This is a genomic window from Alteromonas sp. V450 (assembly GCF_001885075.1).
GTDB lineage: Bacteria > Pseudomonadota > Gammaproteobacteria > Enterobacterales > Alteromonadaceae > Alteromonas.
The window spans coordinates 1,706,475-1,728,334 of record NZ_MODU01000004.1; the positions used below are offsets into that span (position 1 = coordinate 1,706,475).

Annotated in this window: 17 protein-coding genes, 1 tRNA gene and 1 pseudogene; 4 read left to right on the forward strand and 15 right to left on the reverse strand. The window is 42.4% G+C overall.

Features of this window, described 5'->3' with window-relative positions:
- The first annotated feature begins 8 nt into the window (after window positions 1-8).
- Window positions 9-2,603, forward strand: a complete 2,595-nt coding sequence (locus tag BK026_RS07465; protein ID WP_071815287.1) for a TonB-dependent receptor — start codon at window positions 9-11, stop codon at window positions 2,601-2,603.
- 115 nt (window positions 2,604-2,718) lie between these two features.
- On the opposite strand, the gene BK026_RS07470 is transcribed toward BK026_RS07465, so the two are convergent.
- From BK026_RS07470 to BK026_RS07520, 12 genes and pseudogenes are all read right to left on the reverse strand, one after another.
- Window positions 2,719-3,114, reverse strand: a complete 396-nt coding sequence (locus BK026_RS07470) for an MAPEG family protein (protein ID WP_071815288.1) — start codon at window positions 3,112-3,114, stop codon at window positions 2,719-2,721.
- A gap of 149 nt (window positions 3,115-3,263) precedes the next feature.
- Complete coding sequence (adk, locus tag BK026_RS07475; RefSeq protein WP_071815289.1) at window positions 3,264-3,908, reverse strand: adenylate kinase; 645 nt, start codon at window positions 3,906-3,908, stop codon at window positions 3,264-3,266.
- 340 nt (window positions 3,909-4,248) lie between these two features.
- Complete coding sequence (htpG, locus tag BK026_RS07480; protein ID WP_071815290.1) at window positions 4,249-6,171, reverse strand: molecular chaperone HtpG; 1,923 nt, start codon at window positions 6,169-6,171, stop codon at window positions 4,249-4,251.
- A 221-nt stretch (window positions 6,172-6,392) separates the two neighbouring features.
- Window positions 6,393-6,992, reverse strand: coding sequence for a recombination mediator RecR (gene recR / locus BK026_RS07485; protein ID WP_071815291.1), 600 nt, complete (start codon window positions 6,990-6,992; stop codon window positions 6,393-6,395).
- 4 nt (window positions 6,993-6,996) lie between these two features.
- On the reverse strand, window positions 6,997-7,944 hold the full coding sequence (locus BK026_RS07490) for a hypothetical protein (RefSeq protein ID WP_071815292.1): 948 nt from the start codon (window positions 7,942-7,944) through the stop codon (window positions 6,997-6,999).
- A gap of 286 nt (window positions 7,945-8,230) precedes the next feature.
- Window positions 8,231-8,557 (reverse strand): YbaB/EbfC family nucleoid-associated protein, encoded by a 327-nt coding sequence (locus BK026_RS07495; protein WP_014950049.1) that lies wholly within the window; start codon window positions 8,555-8,557, stop codon window positions 8,231-8,233.
- Window positions 8,558-8,595: 38 nt separating this feature from the next.
- Window positions 8,596-11,610, reverse strand: a complete 3,015-nt coding sequence (gene dnaX / locus BK026_RS07500) for a DNA polymerase III subunit gamma/tau (protein ID WP_071815293.1) — start codon at window positions 11,608-11,610, stop codon at window positions 8,596-8,598.
- Between the two features lie 41 nt (window positions 11,611-11,651).
- Window positions 11,652-12,188, reverse strand: a complete 537-nt coding sequence (apt, locus tag BK026_RS07505; RefSeq protein WP_039222840.1) for an adenine phosphoribosyltransferase — start codon at window positions 12,186-12,188, stop codon at window positions 11,652-11,654.
- Window positions 12,189-12,210: 22 nt separating this feature from the next.
- Window positions 12,211-12,333 carry a hypothetical protein gene (locus BK026_RS19780; RefSeq protein ID WP_256253717.1) on the reverse strand — a complete coding sequence of 41 codons (123 nt, stop codon included), beginning with the start codon at window positions 12,331-12,333 and terminating at the stop codon, window positions 12,211-12,213.
- A gap of 153 nt (window positions 12,334-12,486) precedes the next feature.
- Window positions 12,487-13,251: a DUF2063 domain-containing protein gene (locus tag BK026_RS07510; protein WP_071815294.1), complete on the reverse strand. Its 765-nt coding sequence runs from the start codon at window positions 13,249-13,251 to the stop codon at window positions 12,487-12,489.
- Window positions 13,248-14,099, reverse strand: a complete 852-nt coding sequence (locus BK026_RS07515; protein ID WP_071815295.1) for a DUF692 domain-containing protein — start codon at window positions 14,097-14,099, stop codon at window positions 13,248-13,250. Before BK026_RS07515 ends, BK026_RS07510 begins: the two co-directional genes overlap by 4 nt.
- Window positions 14,100-14,254: 155 nt before the next feature.
- Window positions 14,255-14,575, reverse strand: a pseudogene (locus BK026_RS07520) (hypothetical protein); the annotation flags it as partial.
- Window positions 14,576-14,779: 204 nt separating this feature from the next.
- Between BK026_RS07520 and BK026_RS07525 the strand changes: the two are divergent.
- On the forward strand, window positions 14,780-18,025 hold the full coding sequence (locus BK026_RS07525) for a winged helix-turn-helix domain-containing protein (protein WP_071815296.1): 3,246 nt from the start codon (window positions 14,780-14,782) through the stop codon (window positions 18,023-18,025).
- A 32-nt stretch (window positions 18,026-18,057) separates the two neighbouring features.
- Complete coding sequence (locus BK026_RS07530) at window positions 18,058-18,423, forward strand: DP-EP family protein (protein WP_071815297.1); 366 nt, start codon at window positions 18,058-18,060, stop codon at window positions 18,421-18,423.
- Between the two features lie 110 nt (window positions 18,424-18,533).
- Here the strand turns inward: BK026_RS07530 and BK026_RS07535 are convergent, their stop codons facing one another.
- On the reverse strand, window positions 18,534-19,487 hold the full coding sequence (locus BK026_RS07535; RefSeq protein WP_071815298.1) for a sensor domain-containing diguanylate cyclase: 954 nt from the start codon (window positions 19,485-19,487) through the stop codon (window positions 18,534-18,536).
- Window positions 19,488-19,614: 127 nt separating this feature from the next.
- Window positions 19,615-20,358: a transporter substrate-binding domain-containing protein gene (locus BK026_RS07540; RefSeq protein ID WP_071815299.1), complete on the reverse strand. Its 744-nt coding sequence runs from the start codon at window positions 20,356-20,358 to the stop codon at window positions 19,615-19,617.
- Window positions 20,359-20,633: 275 nt separating this feature from the next.
- On the opposite strand from BK026_RS07540, the gene BK026_RS07545 reads away from it, so the two are divergent.
- Window positions 20,634-21,488 carry a DUF2785 domain-containing protein gene (locus tag BK026_RS07545; RefSeq protein WP_071815300.1) on the forward strand — a complete coding sequence of 285 codons (855 nt, stop codon included), beginning with the start codon at window positions 20,634-20,636 and terminating at the stop codon, window positions 21,486-21,488.
- A 267-nt stretch (window positions 21,489-21,755) separates the two neighbouring features.
- Here BK026_RS07545 and BK026_RS07550 read toward each other — a convergent pair.
- Window positions 21,756-21,831: transfer RNA gene (locus tag BK026_RS07550), tRNA-Ala, on the reverse strand.
- Window positions 21,832-21,860 lie beyond the last annotated feature (29 nt).

The window sequence follows — 21,860 nt, forward strand, 5'->3', positions numbered from 1 at the left end:
AAATAACAATGAAACAAGGTCGTAAAGTAAGTGCAATTGCAGTGGGAATAGCACTTTCAGGATTAACCTCAATATCCCCTGCATATGCACAGCAAGCTGATGAGGACGCAACCAACCTTGAACGAATTGCAGTAACGGGTTCTCGTATCAAGCGCACTGATATAGAAGGTCCTTCACCGATTCAATCGATTGATGCAGCAATGATTGAAGGTATGGGCTATGAAAACTTACAGCAGCTATTAGAAAGAATGCCTGCTACCGGTGCGGGTACTTTCTCAACCCGTAACAATAGTCAAGACTCTACCGCCAATGGTGCCGCAGCGGTATCGCTTAGAGGCATGGGCCCAGATGCTACCCTAGTACTTATTAACGGTCGTAGGGTGGCAATCAGTGCCTTTGCTGAAAGTATTACTAATTCATTTGTAGATATTAACTCAATCCCAGTATCTGCTATCGAACGAATCGACATATTAAAAGACGGTGCCTCTGCGATTTATGGATCAGACGCGGTAGCAGGTGTGGTAAACGTAGTGCTTAAGAAAGACTATGAGGGTCTTGAGATTAATGCGGGCTATGGGGGTACAACAGGCCCAAGCTACGATGAGACAACCGCCAGTGTTCTATGGGGATCTCAAAGCGAAAAAAGTAGTGCGACGGTAATCATCGATTACTTCAACAACAGTAGGCTTGGCGCAGACGAAATGGGCAGATTCGGAACAGCTAACCAATCTCCATATGGCGGTATGGATTTTCGCTCATCACGGGGGTACCCAGGCTACTTTTATGTAGATGGCGTTAAAACTATAGACCCTGACTGTCCAGCAGAAAACGCGACGGCGTCTGGTAGTTGCCTGTTTGATTATGGTCCGTTTGGTCTAACTATACCGTCTTCTGAGCGCGTTGGCTTCATTGGTCAGTTCGACTATAAGATTGGTGATGACACCACAGCATTTATGGAAGTGGCAATGCAGCATAACACGTCTGAAGCAGGCGGTGCAGCAACCCCTCTTGATGAAGATGCTGGATTAACCGTTCCTGGCACTCACCCAAATAACCCGTTTGGACAAGACATCGAAATTGGCCGCTATCGACCTGTTGATGCAGGTGCTCGTCGTTGGGATATCGAGTCTGACACCTTGCGTTTGGTGGCAGGCCTTCGCGGTACATTCAATGATTACGATTGGGAAGCATCTGTACAAAAAGGTCGTAGCCGTTCAGAACAAAGCGGAGATCAATCACAAGGCTGGGTCCGCGTAGACTGGCTGCAAGAACAAATTGATCTAGGCAACTATAACCCATTTGGTGGTGTTACTAACCCGCAAAGCGTAATTGATGAAATTACTACTAGCCTTGTTCGCCGTGGCGAATCTCGCATGACCAGTGTTGATGCGCACATTTCAGGTGAAGCATTCGACTTTGGTGACGACGTAGTAATGATGGCAGCGGGTGTCGAGTATCGCGAAGAGCAAGTGAGCGACATTCCAGACATTCAGTTCCAGCGCGGATTGATCTTCGGTACAGAGTCAGTTTCTGCTGCCGCTGAACGCGATCAGTATGCCGCTTACTTAGAGCTATCTATTCCGCTTACCGAGCAGTTAGAGCTTCAACTAGCTGGTCGTTACGACCATTTCAGCGACTTCGGCAGTACAACTAATCCAAAAATAGCATTACGATGGGCGCCAAGTGACGAAGTAACCGTACGAGGTTCTTGGGCTCAGGGCTTCAGAGCCCCCTCTCTTGCACAAGTTGGCCTAGGTCCGTCACAGAAAAGTGTCTTTTTCCTCGACAGTTACCGCTGCGACGCGACAGGTCAAGATTGTGAATCATTGGATTACAATATTGAGTTTGCAGGTAACCCAAACCTTGATGCGGAAGAGTCAGAGTCTTGGAATGTAGGTGTTATCTACGCGCCTGTTCAAGAGTTAGGCTTAAGTATTGACGTGTGGAGCATTACACAAGACAACAAAATTGACGAGCAGCAGTTTGGTTTGGTTTACAACGCAGAGTGTAATAATCAAGACAGTACAATCTGTGTACGCTTAGATCCACAGCCAGGCGAATCGTTGGGGGTAATTCAGAAGATTTTCAATACGTATCAAAACGTATCATCTCAAGAAGCATCTGGTGTTGATTTCAGCGCTAACTATCGCATGGAATTGCAAGAGTACGGTAACGTTCGTTTCAACCTAGACTGGGCTTACATGAACAAGTTCGAAAGAAACGACATGGACTTTACCGGTGAATACGGCTATCCAGAGCATCGTTGGTTGTTTGGTACTACATGGTCTAAAGGTGCATTCGATGCAAACTTAAATATTAGCTTCATTGGTGAATTTGAAGACACGCCTGACATTGACTTCGACGGTGTGTTGGACTTTGAAGAAAACACGTCGCGAACTGTTGATTCTCAGATGTTGGTAGACTTGCAATTTGGATATAACTACAGCGATAACCTTCGCCTAGTTATTGGTTCAAACAACTTGCTTGATGAAGAGCCTCCGTTTGCGATTGGTGATGGTGATGGCGACCTGTACGGTTATGTAGGAGGTGTGCACAACCCGCGTGGCCGCTTTGTATATTCTAAACTAACTTATCGCTTCTAAAAGCCCATAAACAAGCGCTCTGGGTATTACTCTACGTTACTGTGCCTAGAGCGCTTTTTGCTCCTCTATCAGATGCAATATACGGAAACGACCAGAATTTATCGTCGTATTTATCTTACAATCCAAAATGAATGAGCACCAAATTACCCACGGCTGCACAAAGCATAGCGAGGAAAGTGAGGATCATGCCCGCGAAGCGTTGCCAACTTACGCCAGAGTGACGACCTAATCCATAGGCGTGTAGAACGCGGCCAAATAACAACGCGCTTCCTAAAGCATGAACAGCCCAAACTTGACCAGTGTTGGCTTCAAAGCACGCTATCATGATAAGAGTAATGGGCACATACTCACTGAAATTGCCGTGCGCTCTAGATAAACGAATAAGATCTTCATGGCCACCATCGCCAATACCTACTTGGTGACGGCGTCTGGCACCGATGACTAAAAACGATAGATAAAGGTAACAAATACCCAATAAACTGGCGTAAAACGCCGTGATTGGCAAAACCATGGTCTACTCCACATGTTATAGTTATATCGCGTTGTTTAAGCTTGTGCTCAATTTCACATTTGTTGATGTGTAATTAAACGTTATCCGCAAATAAGTTACAAGCAACAAAAAAGGCCGCCCAAGCGACCTTTTATAAACGTTTCCGACGATTAGCCTAAACGTTCAGCAAGCTCAGCACTTACATCTTCAACTGGACGTGTGCCGTCAAGTTTGTGGTACTCACAGTTCCCAGCTTCCGCTTCAGCGCTGTAGTAATTAACAAGTGGTTTTGTTTGCTCATGATAAATCGCTAAACGCTTACGTACAGTGTCTTCTTTGTCGTCGTCACGAACGATCAGTTCATCACCCGTCACGTCGTCTTTCCCTTCTTCTTTTGGCGGGTTGTAAACAACATGATATACACGACCAGAGGCTGGGTGAACTCGGCGACCGCTCATACGTTCAACAATGACATCATCAGCCACATCAAATTCGATACAGTGATCAACCGTAACGCCTGCTTCTTTCATTGCATCTGCTTGCGGTATAGTGCGAGGGAAACCGTCAAGTAAAAAGCCATCTTTGCAATCGTCTTGGGCGATGCGCTCTTTAACAAGCCCAATAATAATATCGTCAGAAACTAATTTACCTTCGTCCATAACACGCTTTGCTTGCATACCAAGCTCAGTGCCAGCTTTAATCGCGGCGCGCAGCATGTCGCCTGTAGATATTTGTGGAATACCGTATTTGCCCATTAAAAACTGAGCCTGTGTGCCCTTGCCCGCGCCAGGAGCGCCGAGAAGAATAATTCGCATGAGTGCGTTCTCCGCTTATGATTTTTAAACTTTTACTTCGGGCACTTTACACATTCAACACTAGAGTGACAAGTGTAAGGAGTACCGTAATGTTAATCTTAAGACTAATGGCGAATATACGTTCAACTTATAGATATTTTGTAGACAAAATGCCTAGTCACTTGTGAAAAAACAGAAGTGTTTCAAACATATTTGTTGCATTAGAAATGTAGATTAACGCATAAATATAAACCGCCAAAATATAGCATAATAAATAGCGCTTACTTACAGAAGTTGCTACTAAAAACAAAAAAACGGGCGTAATGCCCGTTTTTACGTATGACCATTTAGATCTATGTGCTTATTTAGCCAACTTCATAAGCAGCGTGTTCAAATTCTGAACAAACGTTGATGGATCTTTCAAACTTCCCTGTTCAGACAGAGCAGCCTGATCAAACAACACCCCAACCCACTGCTTAAACAACTCTTCATCTTGCGTGTCGGCCAGAAGCTTCACCAAGCTGTGTTCAGGGTTAAGTTCGAAATGATATTTAACCTCTGGCACGCTCTGACCCGCAGCCTGCATAAGTTTCATCATCTGTGTAGTCATGCCATTGTCGTCAGCGACAATTACCGCAGGTGAGTCTGTTAAACGATGCGTAAACTTAACATCAATGACCTTATCTCCTAGCGCTTCTTTAGCACGCTCTAATACACCTTCAACCTGCTTTTCTGCTTCTTCTTGCGCTTTCTTAGACTCTTCATCGTCTAAATCGCCCAAATCTAAGTTTCCTTTCGCAATTGATACAAACTGCTTTTCATTAAACTCAGTAAGGTGAGACATTAACCATTCGTCAATGCGCTCGCCCATAAGCAGTACTTCGATCCCTTTCTTGCGGAAAATCTCAAGATGTGGGCTTGATTTTGCAGCTTGCAGGCTATCTGCTGTCACATAGTAAATCTTATCCTGGCCTTCCTTCATTCGCTCAATATAATCAGCCAATGAAACCGTTTGGGCATCAGACTCACCGTGTGTAGAGGAGAAGCGCAACAGACCAGCAATTTTTTCACGATTGCTAAAGTCCTCAGCAGGACCTTCTTTCAAGACGTTGCCAAACTCGTTCCAAAATGACTGATACTTCTCGTTGTCGTTCTTAGCCATCTTTTCAAGCATTTGAAGTACACGTTTGGTACAGCCCTGGCGCAGCGCTTGCGTTATCTTATTATCTTGAAGGATTTCACGTGACACGTTAAGCGGAAGATCATTGCTGTCTAGCAGCCCCTTCACAAAACGAAGATATGTAGGCATGAACTGCTCTGCATCGTCCATAATGAAAACGCGCTGCACATAAAGCTTGAGACCGTGATTCTGGTCGCGATTAAACATGTCAAACGGCGCTTTTGAAGGGATATAAAGTAGGCTTGTATACTCTGTTTTCCCTTCTACTTTGTTATGAGCCCATGCAAGGGGATCTGCAAAGTCGTGAGAAATATGTTTATAGAATTCATTGTACTCTTCATCAGTAATTTCTGACTTTTCACGAGTCCAAAGCGCGGTCGCTTTATTAACAACTTCCCACTCGCCTGGCTGACCTTCGATTTTTTCACCGTCTGGACCTTCGCTCTCAGGCACTTCATCTTTCCACATTTGAACAGGAATACTGATATGATCAGAATATTTGCTCACGATAGAGCGTAAGCGCCATGCATCAGCATATTCCTTTTCGTCGTCGCGAAGATGAAGGGTAATTTCAGTACCGCGAGAAGGTTTGTTGATTTCAGCAATGGTAAATTCACCTTCACCGTCTGAGATCCACTCAACACCTTGCGATGCATCAGCACCAGCAGCGCGGGTTCTCACCGTGACTTTATCCGCTACGATAAACGCAGAATAAAAGCCAACACCGAATTGGCCTATAAGTTGTGAATCTTTAGCGCTATCGCCAGAAAGTTTGCTGAAGAAATCTTTAGTACCTGACTTTGCAATAGTACCCAAGTTAGCAATGACTTCATCGCGAGACATACCAATACCGTTATCAGTAATAGTAACGGTATTCGCATCTTTATCTACGCTTAGTTTTACGTTTAAATCGCCATCGTTTTCATAAAGACTATCGTTTTCAAGCGCGCGAAAGCGAAGTTTATCCGCAGCATCGGCCGCGTTTGACACTAACTCGCGTAGAAAAATTTCTTTGTTTGAATACAAAGAGTGAATCATCAGATGAAGAAGCTGTTTTACTTCTGTTTGAAAACCGTGGGTTTCTTTTTGGGCTGCTTCAGCCATAATCCAATATCTCCTCGTTGAATGGATCACGTTTCGTGTTATTCAGGTAAGGTCACTCAACGCACTTTTCAACGTTTAGGACGAAAAATTATTTTCATGAAGATATTTTTGATTGGACATTGCTTATTTTGCAATCGACTGAAGGGAATACGAGGAGACCAAAAGGACATTAGGTTGCGTTGAGGTTATAAATCACTGCAAAAACTAACAACGCAAAGCACTTATAATTTACGCCGACCTGAAAATGCGTGGGTAAGCGTATTGCCGTCAATGTATTCAAGCTCTCCGCCCACTGGAACGCCATGCGCAATACGAGACGCCTCAACATTATGATTTCCACATAACTGAGCAATGTAGTGTGCCGTGGCCTCGCCTTCTACAGTTGGGTTTGTAGCTAAAATAACTTCAGTGACCCCTCCTTTACCTAGGCGTGCTTCAAGCTCTGTCAACCCAATTTCCTCAGGCCCTACGCCGTCAATAGGAGACAAATGGCCCATGAGTACGAAATACTGCCCTTTATAGCTTAAGGTTTGCTCTATTGCTAATACGTCTTGCGGGCTTTCAACTATGCACAACAAGCCACTCGCCTCTCGCTCAGGATGACGACAGATGTCACACAACTCATCTTCGGTAAACGTTCGGCAGCGCTTGCAATGATGAATATGTTCCATTGCGTTGTGTAACACATTACTTAAATCAATCGCTCCAGTGCGATTGCGCTCTAGTAGATGAAACGCCATGCGCTGAGCGCTCTTATTTCCTACACCTGGAAGACATGTGAGCGCTTGAATTAATTCTGAAAGTAACGGACTGAATTTCATAAATTTACTGCTTTAAAGGCTGTTCGTTTTGTTTTTCACTTTGGCGATATTTAATCACGTTCCGCTTCGCTTGGTCGAGCTTAACTTCGTAAATATTTCCACCTACCAACCCCTTGTACTCTTCATCGGTGAAAACAAGGGTATTATTATCATAAAACGTTACGGCTTCTTTTTGCGTAACTACGCCTAGGTCAATGCGCGACACGTCGCCGCTAAAAAAGTTGTCAGATTCAAAGTTTTCAAACAACCAAAGACTAGTTGAATCAAGAAGCACCAGCTTTTTTCTATCCGGGCTAAGTGCAGCTGACGTTATCCAACACAGTTTTTCGAGGGTTCTACAAGTTTTGAACTCGCCGATTAACTGCGCGTCAAAATTAGCAGCGTGATCGCCCACCTTATAGAGTTTAGTAATACCGTCAAATGGTTGGGTACGATTTTTGGTGAACAGGTAGAGATGCCTGTTGAACTCCACAAATGCTTCTAAGTCGAAATTTTTTTCATGAGGCTTTACTTTACCTTTCCTCATTTGTGGATAGGTAAACTTAATAATTTCCGCCTCGGTAGTATCGGTTTTAATATCAATCGGATTTTCAATTTTATAAATTGTTAACCATCGACGATTATTGTCATTATTACCAAAGTCACCCAAAAAGAAATGACCAAATTTATTTTGCGTCATATCTTCCCAGTCGACATTTTTTGCATTGGTGACAGTGACCTGCCGTTGAATGCGGCCTTCTTTATTTAACATATATAAAACTGGACCATCGCCGCTATCATTTATTGCCCACAGTCGTTTGTATTTATCGAATTCTATACCCGATATTTCCCTTAATTTAGGGTCGACGGTAACCACTTTCATTTTGAATAGGTCATGTATACTTATCAAAAACAAAACGGTAGCTATAGGAAGCAAAACAACCGTGGTGATAACTAAGCCTTTCCTTAGCACTGTAAAAAACCTCTGTTAAGTTCGATCAATTTTGCTGTTTGGGTTCAGCCGCAAGCGCTAAATTGTTGTCGCTACGTTGCACTTGATGATATCCGGTTGACTCACTCTTGGGGACCGTGCCTATTTACTAATCTTATAAATACGCCCTAACAAACGAGTCTTTTAGAAAACAAGCAATTTACTGCTTTTTTCTTCAAAATAGAAACAAAAAAGCTCGGACAAACGCCGAGCTTTTGTTGACCCCTTGAATACTTTAAAAAGCCAGGGGCTGTAATGATAAGGCAGCCTAAAACGGCATTTTGAAGCCAGGAGGTAACGGCATTCCGCCAGTCACGTCGCCCATTTTCTCTTTGCTTGTTTCTTGTACACGACGTACCGCGTCATTAAACGCTGCCGCAACTAAATCTTCAACCATGTCTTTATCGTCGTCCATTAATGACTCATCAATGTCTACGCGGCGCACGTTGTGGTTGCACGTCATGGTTACTTTAACCATGCCGGCACCCGCTTCACCCGTCACTTCAATCTTAGCCAGGTCGTCTTGCGCTTTTTGCATGCGCTCTTGCATTTGCTGCGCCTGCTTCATGATATTGCCCATTCCACCTTTAAACATAATTTTTGTCTCGCTTCGTTTTGGTGTTAATAATCCTGCTATCGCGCTTTAACCGAATCGGTTAGTACTGACGCATCGAAAGTCGATAGCAATGTTTGAATTGTATCGTCGGTTTCAATCACCGAGTGTGCATGCGCATGGCGCATAGCATGAATTTCTTGTTGTAACGCAAAAGGTGTAGATGCTGGTTCACCCAATGTGATATTTACGTCTACGTTTTCACCCAAGCCATGGTGTATTGCATCAACTAATTGTTTTTTTGCACTATCATTAAATAGATGCGTCTGACTATGGTCAATTTCAAGGGAGACTTGATTGCCTTCTCGAGAAAATGATGCGTGCAGCACCAATTGTTTGAGTAAGCCAGCAACCGGCATTTGCTCAACCAAGTTGCTCCACTCGTCAATTTGACTGGCGTGAGTTAGTTTATTTCCATCATTTAAATAGGGTTTTAACGGCCCGTCATACGTACTGCTAAATGGCGAATCAAAATTAAGTGCATCCCGCGCAAAAGATAAGTCACCTTTGCTTTCCGTCTGTTCTGGAAAGCCTACAGTATTCGTACTGCCGCTAAACGTTTCTTGCACGTGGCCAGAATCTACAGCAATAGGAGAGGATTGAGGCTCGTCATCTGTCGCCCAAGGTGGCGTATCTTCAACTTGTGATGTCTCACTTTTTTGCGTAGTTACTTCGTCATTTGAAAAGGGCATGTCCTCTTCAAATTCATCAAGCGCAAAGTCATTTGTTTCGTTTGCGCCAGGTTGCCCAATTTCTAACGTGCTGCCTTGCTCTGTGTCTGCGGGTAATGCTTCAGTACTATCTTGGAACAAGCCAGTGTCGTCTTGCTGATAGCGGTTACTGTCGCCAAGCACGTCTTCATGGTCACTGCACGGCGTATTGCTGCTTTCTTCACCCTCGCTGCTCGTCTCTGTAGTGACATCAGCATTTTTGATATTAAAACCTGTAGTTTGCGCAGAAGTTGCGGCTTCGTCTTTACTTCGGGTAAAACGCGCCTGAATATCGCTTGCACTTTCGGTTTTAGCACTCGCTGCGCTGTTATTTTTGGCATCAGCGTCTTGTGCTTTTTTTTGCTTTAGCTTCTGACGAAGCGCCAACATATCAGCCGTCGACGTAAGCTGTTCCTCTGCGGTTAACGAGGGTGCTTGGCTTTGTTGCGCCAATGGATCGCCGTTATTATGAGCGCTATCAGCCTGTTGAGAGCCGACAGAGTTATGAGAGCCGTCAGCCTGTTGAGAGCCATCAGCGTTAAGAAAACTCTCAGCGTTATGAGGAACAAAGTTCTCAACATTATGGAAGTCTTCAACTACATTTCCACCCTCTTCAGACGGAGGTGGCATGTCTTCCATATATGCATCTAGCGGAGGTCCATCGAAATGTTGTTCTACTTCATTATGGGTCGCGCTGACTTGCTTAGGCGTTGGTTTAATCTCAGCAGCACCGCTTTCTGTTTGTTCAGCGGTGTCTTCTACCGGCACTCCTTCACTAATAGGCGAAACTGGGGCCTGCTTTTCGAATTCATCACCAAGTGCAGTATGACGGCCTACTAACGTTGCTTGAGTCGATGTAGCGTCTAACTCTACATTTAACTGCGTCGTCTGAGTATTCTCTTCACGCAACGCACTTTCATTAACGGTAGTCTGTTCTCGCTCTTGCCTCGATTCGAACAAAGTCGTCGTTTGAGGCTGTGCTTGCTGCTCTTCATCAATTATCGATGTAGCAGGAGAATCTGGGATAGAGGGCGCATTTTCTGACGTCTGTTCAGAGGTAGATTCAACCGATAGATGTGAAAGTGTCTCCTGCTGCTCCTTAGTTGCAGAAGTTTCGCTTAACGGCGCTTTCTCCTGCTTACCGACGTTTCCCGGGCCACCACTGGAAGAAGCATGTTCGACAGGTAAACTATGCTCACTCCTCCCGTTTTCAATCTCACTTGTAGTGTCGTCAATGGGGGTGTTTGGAGCAAACGACATCATACGCATCAATGTCATTTCAAACGCACTTTTTCCATCAGCAGCAAACGGTAAGTCTTTTCTTCCTTGCAGTGCAATCTGATAGAGCAACTGCACTTGCTCCGCTGGAATCGTTTTCGCTAATTGAAATATCGCCTTAGCAGAGGTGGTTTCTAACTTACAGGCTTCAGGCACCCATTGCGTTAGCGCTATTTGGTGCAGCAGGCTAGCCAATTCGCTGTGTACGTTGTCATAATCGGGGGCTTGCTCTGCGATGTCGTTAACGAGCTGAAGGACTTCAGCAGGGCTTTTATTTACCACAGCATGAACCACTTTAAGCAGTTGGTTCTTATCCATCAGGCCCAGCATATCGGTTACCACCGATGCCAGCACTTGATTTCCACCCTGTGCGATAGCTTGGTCAGTTAAACTTAGCGCATCACGCATACTGCCTTGGGCAGCTCTTGCCAAAAGCGCTAGCGCTTGTGGCTCAAAAGGCAGCTGTTCATGCTCTAGAATATGCTGTAGCTGTCCAACAATCTGCTCCCGAGACATAGCTTTCAAGTTAAATTGCAAGCAACGGGATAAAATGGTTATTGGAAGCTTTTGAGGATCGGTGGTCGCCAATAAGAACTTAACGTGTGGAGGTGGTTCTTCCAGCGTTTTTAACAGCGCATTGAAGCTGTGTTTTGAAAGCATGTGTACCTCATCGATAAGGTACACTTTGTAACGCCCGCGAGTTGGTTTGTATTGCACATTATCAAGAAGCTCGCGAGTATCCTCAACTTTGGTTCTTGATGCAGCGTCAATCTCTAACAAATCAACGTAGTTCCCCTGCTCTATCTCTTTACAGGTGTTACATTGACCGCAAGGGTTTGCCCCTTGTCCTTCTTCGCAGTTAAGGCTTTTTGAAAAAATACGTGCAATGGTGGTTTTACCTACGCCTCGCGTACCTGTAAACAGATAAGCGTGGTGTAGACGATCGTTATCCAAAGCATTTGAAATGGCAGAGACAACATGTTCCTGACCCACAAGTTCACTGAACTTGCCCGGTCGCCACTTCCTTGCTAGTACCTGATAACTCATTATTACGTATTTCGCCTTTTGCTAGTCATGCTTTATAGCGATTATTCGCCTTCAAACTCACAAATAGAGTAGCTTTCTATATCAAGCGTACTCAATTTCGTTTCGCCACCTAGGTCCGGTAAGTTAATAACAAAACCTGCATGGTTTACTTCACCGCCTAGTGAACGAATTAGTTTCGCAGAAGCGGCTATCGTTCCACCAGTTGCAAGTAAATCGTCAATAAGAAGGACTTTATCACCTGGTTCAATGGCATCTTTATGGATTTCCAATGTATCCATGCCATATTCAAGCTCGTAGCTCTCGCTAACTACTTCACGAGGAAGTTTGTTGGGTTTTCTCACTGGAACAAAACCAATGCCCATTTCGATGGCCAATGGCGCACCAAAAAGGAACCCGCGTGCTTCAGTACCTGCTATCTTGGTAAATCCCATACCTTGATACTTTTCTACAAGTAACGAGATACAGCTACTAAATGCTTTGTGATCTTCTAAAACGCTGGTCACATCTCTAAATAAAATACCTGGCTTTGGATAGTCAGGTACGGTTTTCACTACTGATTTAATATATTCTGCAGTCACAATTATGCCTTGAATGTCTGCGTTATAACCAGAAGGTGAACCAGCCGGCGATGATATGCATCAACGGGAACGCGATTAGAGTTACTAGCGATGCTAGAAAGTACCACTTGTTATAGACTTCTTTGAAATCTGAATTGTCAGCCATTTGCACTACCTAAACAATTTTGTGAACAAAAAAATGGTGCTAAATGTTAATCGAAAGCAAGCCCGATTGACAGCGCTAATATGACCGATCGCTCACTTTCAGACCAGATCCTAGCGAAAGTTTAATATAAAGCAGGTAAATAGTAATGGTTACTTAGGATACTGGAAGCAGTATTCCTTTTTGTAACATGTCAGTGAGGGTCTGGTTCATACCATTTATAAGCACGTTTGAAGGAATTTGGGGAAGTTGTTGGCACAACGACTCAGCTAATTGTTCTATTTCCATCCCCAGTTCATTTTGTTCCAGCGTGTTGACTAAAATAGCCGTCACCGGATTAACATGAGCAAATTGAACGTCAAACTCACGGTCTCTGTAAACAACGTAGAACTGCTGTTCTTGGGCAGGTTGCTCTGGGATATAATCCTCACCAATTAGATGGACTTCGAACTGATATGCCGCCAACGAGGCATACGGTGACACCCTAATGGAGGTCACATTGTTTCCTTGTTGATAAAATTCAACGTTGTCTTCGTTTTTTCTGATACTGACGTCAAGCTCTAGCCACTCATAGTGAGCAAGCTCCGCAGCAAAATCAGGAAGCGTAATATCGAAGGTTGGCTGTGTTGATAGGTATTCAACGAACTCTTTACTTATTTCTACAAAATAAGGCGAACGACACTCGTGCTCAATAAAAAACTGACGAACAATACTCTCCCAGCCTTTTTCACCATACTGTTTTACCACAATAGATTTTAAAACGGGAAAACCGGTACTGACGAAATTATCGATATTATTAAAAAAAAGGGATTGATATATTTTCATCCGACGAATGTTGTCAGCGTCGGTATCACAAAGTGTCTGTGGGTCTTTGATCGCATCAACAAATGCTTTCTGAGTAGTTTGAAATGACTGAGTCACGCGACACTTCCTTTAACGTTCGATGCTTGAACGGCTTCGCATTTTGCTTGAATTTGCTTAATTTTCTTAACTTCAGCCAGTAATTCGCTTAACGGAGGAATATTAAAATCACGCTCTAGTAACGTTGGAAATACGCCGTGAGTTAGGTAAGCCTGCTCCAACAAATCCCAAACGGGCTCAATAACATCAGCCCCGTGAGTATCAACTTTCAAATCCTCAGCTTCATCATAGTGACCAGCAATATGTCCATAGACTATTTTGTCTGAGGGCAATCCGTTTATAAAGGCTTTCGCATCGTATTTATGGTTAATACTGTTCACGTAAACATTGTTTACGTCGAGAAGCATTTGGCAACCCGATTCTTTTAGTATGCTCTTGGTAAATTCAAGCTCATCCATTTCTTGACCCGGTGCAATGTAATAAGAGACATTTTCTAATACCAGGGGGCGTTCGATAATGTCTTGAACTTGAACAATTCGTGACACAACGTGCTTTATCGCTTCTTCAGTAAAAGGAATTGGCATCAGATCGTACATATGACCGTTGCCAGAACAAAAGCTTAAGTGCTCGCTGTACAATGCAATATTGTTTACATCCAAGAATCGCTTAACGGTTTTTACAAATTCGACATCTAGTTTGTCGCTACTTCCGATAGACAAGGATAAACCATGCGTTGTAAAGGAAGCTTGCGAAGACGCTTGCTGAAATTGTTCTTGATACTTCCCACCAAGTGGGATCCAATTTTCAGGGGCTACTTCCCAAAAGTCGATCTCAGATGGCAATGTAGGTAAAAGCTCTTTAAGCATTTCCCGACGAAAACCAAGTCCTGCGCCACAGATGTTATTCATATCTTCCCCTTTTACCGCATGGGATTGCACAATAGCAACGTACATGGTTAGACAAAAATGGCCATCATTCGACAGCCATTTGTTGCTAAGCGTAACTCGTGTAGCCTCCTTCTGTTTCAAGCTACACGATGTTTTTTGAATGGCGGTTACATGCTACCGCATTTACCTTCGCCGCACTTGCCTTCTTTTGCAGCTTTCTTGTCGCCGCCGCATTTACCTTCGCCGCACTTGCCTTCTTTTGCAGCTTTCTTGTCGCCGCCGCATTTACCTTCGCCGCACTTGCCTTCTTTCTCTGCTTTGTCGCCACCGCATTTACCTTCGCCGCACTTGCCTTCCGCAGCGAATTGGCTATAACCAGATTCTAGTGCTTGCATACCAAATGGATTTACATCTGCTACTGCAACCGTTGACGCTAAAGAGCCAATTACAACTGCGCCTAATGCTGTCGCTACTGATGATTTTTTGATTTGTTTCATTGATTTACCCTCAATAATATAAGTCATGTTTGACGCACAGTAAGCGCGTGTATTTTAAAAGACCTTGCCAATACAAAAAAAATTACAAGAAATATTAACTTTTTTACATTATCTCTTTATTCATTCACTCATTATGCGCTTAATATAGGAAAAAAAGTGAACATTTCACATTAAATAAAAAAGAATAGTGTATTGGGGCAGAGCGTGAGACAAAAATTTTTTTTAGGCGATTGGCAAGTCGAACCGTCTAATAATAGATTGACGTTGGGGAAAATAAAGCGAAGCATTGAGCCTAAGTCAATGGATGTTCTGCTTTTGTTATGCCAAAAAAACAATGAAGTAGTCTCAGCGGACGAAATTGTTTCACAATGCTGGCCCGATTCTCCTACCGGTGACAATCCAGTACATAAAGCAATCACACATTTAAGAAGGGCATTAAACGATAAAGCAACAGCCCCCCAATATATTGAAACCGTTCGCAAACGAGGTTATCGAATAATCGCTGACGTTCAGTTTTTGGTGAACGACACAGATAATACGGTAGCATCTACATGGACCGAACATCCCCCATTCGTAGGATTAAATGCGTTTACTGCTAAAGAGAGTGAAATATTTTTCGGTCGAGACGCGCTAATTAGAGATATTGTTTCGCACAAGGCGGAATTATTTCGCAAAAAAAGGCCTTTCTCATTAATTTTAGGCCCTAGTGGATGCGGTAAAAGTTCATTAATACATGCAGGTGTACTCCCTCTTTTTCTTAGAAATAAAGGGCTAAACAGTATCTATGCGCATGACTTTGCTAGTATCGATGTTGCCGACATAGAATCTTCGAACAATGAATTTGCTATCTTTGTTGAGCTCGCCTCTTATATGATCGACTGGGGCGATGAAAATAGTTACGTCTTTAATAATTTAAGTGCAACAGAACTTGCTGAACTGCTGCTAAATGAAGCAGACAAAGTTATAGCAATTGTCTCTGATTGGCTTGCAGAACGAGATCAGGGGGTTAACTTCCCATGTTTTGCAATCATCATAGACCGACTAGAGGCGTACCTGGCAGATCAGTCTATTCCCACGTCTTCCAAATCACGTTTTTTTAGTATTTTAGAACAGCTGAGCCAAAGCAATTTTTTCCTCACCTTCCTCATCAGTAGAAACGATTTTTACCCGCTTATTTCTACCTTCGAAACATTAATGAAGAACAAAGGAAAAGGCGCACATATAGACGTTACGCCCCCCTCATTGAACGAGTTAAGTCAAATTATTAAACGACCCGCGGTTGCCGCAAATATTGCCTGGGAATTCGATGAGAACACAAATTCACGACTGGACGATATCATTCTATCCGATGCATCTCGCGCACCTAATTGTCTTCCATTGCTGCAATACACACTTCAAGAATTATATTTGCAAAGAGCGAACAACAAGCTATGTGTAAAGACATATAACGAATTAGGGGGCATTGAAGGGGCTATAGGACACAAGGCTGAGCAACTTTATGAAAGTCTTTCTGACGCCGTGAAAAATGCGTTAGATAATATCCTTCCTCTTATTGTTAATGTAACGCAGTCGGGTAACACATTGACAAGCAAAACGGCACATTGGGACACACTACAAACGCAGGACGAGCGAGAGTTAGTTAAGCAAATGGTCGAGCATCGCTTATTTGTTTCTTTCTCAAATAAAGGAAAAGCAAGTTTCAAAGTTGCCCATGAAGCCGTGTTGCGAAAGTGGGAGCGCGTTCAGAAGTGGGTGGAGACACATCACAACAGCCTAATTCTGAAAGCAAGGTTAGCAGAACAAACTAGTCTGTGGTTAGTAAATAACAAAAACCACGCTTTTCTATTGTCAGAAGGAAAACCATTTTTCGATGCAATCATGTTGACTAGTCTAGCGAATATTCGTCTTGACGAAAGCGAAAGGGAATTTATTGCGCAAAGTCAAAAGCGTATTAGTCGACGGAAAGTTTTAAAAGGTGTTACTGCTGCAACATTGGTTGTACTACTCGTTGTTTCATCCATTGCTACTATATACAGCCAGCAAGCGCGTGAGCTAGCAGAAAACAAACGAAAAGAAGCAGAAGACTTAATGGGGTTCATGATAGGTGATTTTGCAGATAAGCTTCGCACCGTTAAAAGAATGGACTTATTAGAAGGCATCAGTGAACAAGCGCTGCAATATGTCGAACGCGCTAAACAAACTCAAAATACTACTTTGTTTAATACACAATCAGCTAGTTTTGAGCTTCGTTTTCAGCACGCTTTGTCTGTTCAAGCCATGGCCGAAGTTAAATTTTATCGTGACGAAATCGACACCGCTAAAGAAGCGTACGACGAAGCATCAATACGTCTTGAAGAATTACTAAAAGAACAGCAAACCAACCAGCAACTTCTGAAAGCGTATGGCGCAAATCAATTTTGGCTAGGTCAAATTCACTACATTAACGGTGCTATGAGTGAGTCAAAAAAATACTTCGATAGTTATCTTAGTACAAGTAAAGCTATGCTCGCAGCGGCTCCAAATAGTCTTGAAGCCATGATGGAAGTTTCTTATGCAGAGAACTCCGTAGGCACTATTGCCTTTGAGCAGTTTGACTTTGAAAATGCAATCAAGCATTACCAGGCATCGCTTGAATATAAAGAAAAAGTAATAGAAGCCGATCCAAGTAATACAGAAGCATTATTGTATTCAGCCGACACGCGATCTTGGCTAGCTTCGATGGTGTTGCATTTAGGTGAATTTGAAAGCGCGGAACGTTACTATCGCGAAGGAGCTTCTCAACTCCAGTTATTGTATGAACAAGATGGTGAAAATGCGGCAGTTATGCAAACTTATGTGGCGTTACTCACCAAACAAGCCACGTTGCTTTTAATGCGAAATAATGACGAACAAGCATTACATTCAATAAATAGAGCACAATATTTAATAGAAAAAGCGCTGCAACAAGATCCGAAAAACACAGAGTGGATAGGCGATGACGTTTATATTAAAACGCTTAAGCATGTTTACTTTTACACACAAGACGTTGAAGACGAAACGTCCAAACTTATTAGCTTAGTATCTGATAAAAATGAATATCGCTCTATTTCTACGCTAATACGCTTTTTACAATCTAAAGACAGCTGGAAACACGCCGGTGAACTTATTAATCAGCTCGAAACGCTTAAGCCAGAACTGCAGTCACAAGAACCCGTTTCTGATTTTTATTCTCTTCAGTCACGAAATGAGTACCTAACTTTAAAAATTAACCAGGAACTTCACAACGATAGCGAGCAAATTGAACGGCTCTGTGCGCATTTGTCTAGTTTGAACGATAGTGTTGCCAACAAAAGTCAACACTACAGCATACTGTATGCACAACATGTTGCATCTATATGCTTGAATTCAGAAAATCCCCCTTACAGTAAAATAGACGAAATGCGTAAATTCTATACTCACTTACTCCAATAACTATAAATCACTTAGCAAATAAGAGAGAAACAATGTCATCACCTACTCCATTAGTCCAGTTCTATGTATCAATAAGCCCTGAAAAACATACGTACACATTTTATACCGACATTGAAGGCACTACCTTGGCTGAATCGACACTTGTCGTAACAGAACCTAACACAGTAATTTCTTACACCTTGATTAAAAACGAGCAACAGCTTGGTTTCGTTGGCCCCATCATTTCCGGCGATGCTGATAATGATTTGACCTTTAGTATCTCAAATGATCGTCAGACAATTATTTTTGTCGACTCCGACCATTCGAAAGAGGATATCTGCATGAAATTAGTCACAGCCCCATTAAACTGCATTTTTGTCAGTCCAGATCCACAGATGATTAATCGCAGACCAGGTTAACGTTCTCATGGACTAGACCAAGAAACATGGCGGTTATCCGTCGATATTGCGCGTTCAACTTTTGTAATGATGTTGAGCGCGTATTTACCATTCAGGCTTTGCGAATACCACTACAAATAACAAATTTGATTTCTCCCTTGCGCTTTAGCTTGGTACAAAAGAGTATCTGCGCCGTTAATTAACGATTCAGGAGATGCATACCTGTGATTGTGATGCGTAGCGACACCAATACTTACGGTTAACTTAGTATCAGTTTCAAGTGCAAATAGCTTTATACTCAGTTGTGCAAGATGGCGTTTTAGACGCATTGCCAATAATTGTGCATTCTGTGCGTGACAATTCGGTAAAACAATGGCGAACTCTTCCCCGCCATAGCGAGCGGCAAGTGCATCTCTATTCGGCAAGCTCAAAGACAACACATCACCAATTCGCTTAAGACAGCGGTCGCCGGCTACATGACCATATTCATCGTTAAAGCGCTTAAAATGATCGATATCAATCATCAACAGGCTGATTGGAAGATTATTGTCCACGCAGTGAGTCCACTGTTGCGACATGTACGAAGAAAATTTGTGCCTGTTAGCTAAACCTGTAAGAAAATCAGTTTCGGCTTTTCTTTTAAGCATGGTGTATTCAGCTTTATGCACTGTCATGTCGCGGAGAATACAAAGAAATAGCGAATTTGATGAAGAAAACTCTTCCGGTAAGGAAGAAATAGATAGTTCAACGTCTAATGATTGATCGTCGGATTTCTCGTGTTGAAAAGTAACTTCGATTGGGGGCACCTGTATGATACGCTCTTTTCCAGCATTGAGAGAACGTTTGATTAGACTGTTTTTATCGGAACCGCTTTCTATATAATCGAGAAAATTTTCACCAATTATCTGCTCTCGTCGCGCGCCAAGTAAATCAGAAGCGTTAGAATTTAACATTTCTACAATTCCATCAATGTTCAACACTACAATAGCTTCATTGATAAAATTTATCATTCTTGCGAGGGAGCTGTTCTGATAGTAATTAAACAGTTTGGTCGGGTTGCTAACTGGTTTTTTGTTACTTTGCATGGCGATTTACATCCTTTTATTGCACTATTACTGCACTAGGTATGTATACAAAGTTACTTTACTTTTACGAGTTCAACCTTCTGCTTACCTTCCCATTTAAAGCATTGTTTTATCTTGCTTTTTTAAACTAATTCTCAATGGAAAAGTTATTTTTCTTATAAAAATCTAAAATTGAATAACTGCTTATATCCATCATTGCTTGCTTAAGGTTCGTTATTAAACTGTCTTTCTGATCACTCGTTTTAGAGACAGCTAAAAATGAAGGTATATTTCGACGTTGAGAGACAAGAAGTTCGCTCACTGTAGAGCCATTATTAGCTACATAAAACATGTATGGCGCTTCGTAAGTGAGAAGATGTGCAGTGCGATGCATCTCGAAAAGCTGAATAGTTTCCGATGCGTTGGCCATATCGAAAAAAGTGTATCCTTCTTCTAGCAACTCCTTGCGCATACCAAGAAAGTCGTAGCCTCTTACCGCCGCAACAGATTTCTCGTTTAATCGTTTTTTGTTTGATACTAACAAAGTAGATAAAAAGACGACGGGCTTATCTAAGAAAATAACATTATCATCTAAAGCGCGAGTGCCCTTTACATTTATTGTTAAATCAACAACACCTGTTCTAACTCGTTCAAACAGACGAGCTGGGGGAGCACATTCTACTCTAACTTCATAGTTTAACTTGGTGAGAAGTTCGCTGATTGCATCAATAATGTCTCCATGGCACTTCAGTGTAGTGGGGTCTTTCATCACGAGTGGTGGGAATTCAACAACACCAAGCACCACACGTTGTTTTATTACATCAGGTTTATTATCGACGCTCTGTTCATTTGACATCGCGAAGAGCGAAACAAAAGCTAGGGCAAAAATCATTTTCACAAGCAAGGTTCTTTTTATTATTGTTCTAATGTTATTTATATAAGCTTTGCTTCGTCAGGAGTAGTGGTTATATACATTTTGTTACGAAATATCCTTTTTACTCAAATGGAAAATATGAAGGATACTATAGGAAACATCAAACCAAACGTCATACACTAGTGCATATATCTATACAAAATACTAATGCTGCCTTTGACGTAAAAACATGTTGTATAGAATCAAAAATATGACGTTCAACGCCCTAAGCATTTATAAATAGACACCACAATATGATTAAACCCTTAATGACACTAATTGCATGCTTTGCTTTTTCGCAATCGACGTATGCTAATTGTCCACTTTCACCAAATGATATAAAGCTTGAGAAAAATAGCACTTCGCTAACGCTAGATCAGCAAATTGCTTGCCTTAGTTCCGACGTAGCTGATATTAGGGACGGCATTGCATTTAGTATGCTTAGCAAGTCTTTACGAGACGCAACGTTACCGCTAAACGACGTTAAACATGTGCATGATGAGCTAGTTCGAGCATTTAATGATAAGACCCATACACCTCATCATCATTCGTTCATTATTCTCTCGCTAGCGGAAGTTGCGCGCTTTGATAGAAAAACGCCGTTTTTAAATAATAATGAACGAAAACAATTGTTAAAAATCAGTACTGATGCTCTTGTAAACGTAGATGATTATACCGGTTTTAGTGAAGATATCGGTTATGTACACCAAATTGCACATGCATCAGATCTAGCACTTCAACTATCACTTAATGAAACGATTAATGAACCGCAATTAAAAGCACTTTCTCAAGCTATTTATCAAGCTATTAATCCAAGTGAGATACACTTTTACCACTATGGTGAGCCTGATAGATTGGTGCGAGCAACGGTTTATTTAATGTTAAGAGAGTCTATGACACTAGACTATTGGAGTGAGTGGCTAACAGTAGCGGCACAACCACCTTTTTCTTCATGGCAAGAAGCGTACAAGACAAACAAAGGATTAGCTGCTTTACATAACACGCAAAGCTTTTTTAATAGACTTCTGGTTTGGACTGCAAGTTCTAAAAATGCAAAACTAACCGCTATAAATGAACAAGTATTACAGCACCTAAAGACAATTCGGTAGATTTTCATAACACATAACGTTTCAGCTACCAACTTCACCGAAAACTTTTATACCAATTTCTTTCTTTTCCAAATGCAAAAAATCCGCCGTAAGGCGGGTTCTTCTTAACGGACCTGGCAGTCTGGAGGGCCAGCCCGTCCTACTCTCACGAAACTTAAAGAGCAGAAAGCAAAAAATCCGCCGTAAGGCGGGTTTTTCTTAATAGGACCTGGCAGTGTCCTACTCTCACATGGGGACTTCGCTTATGCAAGCTCAGTGTCAAGTAGATGGTGGAGCTAAGCAGGATCGAACTGCTGACCTCCTGAATGCAAATCAGGCGCTCTCCCAGCTGAGCTATAGCCCCATAAACTTGTGTCGTTCTTCATTTTAAAC

Excerpts from the sequence above, each read along its gene's own strand:
- BK026_RS07465 (WP_071815287.1), top strand. The coding sequence starts at position 9 with ATGAAACAAGGTCGTAAAGTAAGTGCAATTGCAGTGGGAATAGCACTT.
- BK026_RS07470 (WP_071815288.1), bottom strand. The coding sequence starts at position 3,114 with ATGGTTTTGCCAATCACGGCGTTTTACGCCAGTTTATTGGGTATTTGT.
- adk (WP_071815289.1), bottom strand. The coding sequence starts at position 3,908 with ATGCGAATTATTCTTCTCGGCGCTCCTGGCGCGGGCAAGGGCACACAG.
- htpG (WP_071815290.1), bottom strand. The coding sequence starts at position 6,171 with ATGGCTGAAGCAGCCCAAAAAGAAACCCACGGTTTTCAAACAGAAGTA.
- recR (WP_071815291.1), bottom strand. The coding sequence starts at position 6,992 with ATGAAATTCAGTCCGTTACTTTCAGAATTAATTCAAGCGCTCACATGT.
- BK026_RS07495 (WP_014950049.1), bottom strand. The coding sequence starts at position 8,557 with ATGTTTAAAGGTGGAATGGGCAATATCATGAAGCAGGCGCAGCAAATG.
- dnaX (WP_071815293.1), bottom strand. The coding sequence starts at position 11,610 with ATGAGTTATCAGGTACTAGCAAGGAAGTGGCGACCGGGCAAGTTCAGT.
- BK026_RS19780 (WP_256253717.1), bottom strand. The coding sequence starts at position 12,333 with ATGGCTGACAATTCAGATTTCAAAGAAGTCTATAACAAGTGGTACTTT.
- BK026_RS07515 (WP_071815295.1), bottom strand. The coding sequence starts at position 14,099 with ATGAATAACATCTGTGGCGCAGGACTTGGTTTTCGTCGGGAAATGCTT.
- BK026_RS07530 (WP_071815297.1), top strand. The coding sequence starts at position 18,058 with ATGTCATCACCTACTCCATTAGTCCAGTTCTATGTATCAATAAGCCCT.
- BK026_RS07535 (WP_071815298.1), bottom strand. The coding sequence starts at position 19,487 with ATGCAAAGTAACAAAAAACCAGTTAGCAACCCGACCAAACTGTTTAAT.
- BK026_RS07540 (WP_071815299.1), bottom strand. The coding sequence starts at position 20,358 with ATGATTTTTGCCCTAGCTTTTGTTTCGCTCTTCGCGATGTCAAATGAA.
- BK026_RS07545 (WP_071815300.1), top strand. The coding sequence starts at position 20,634 with ATGATTAAACCCTTAATGACACTAATTGCATGCTTTGCTTTTTCGCAA.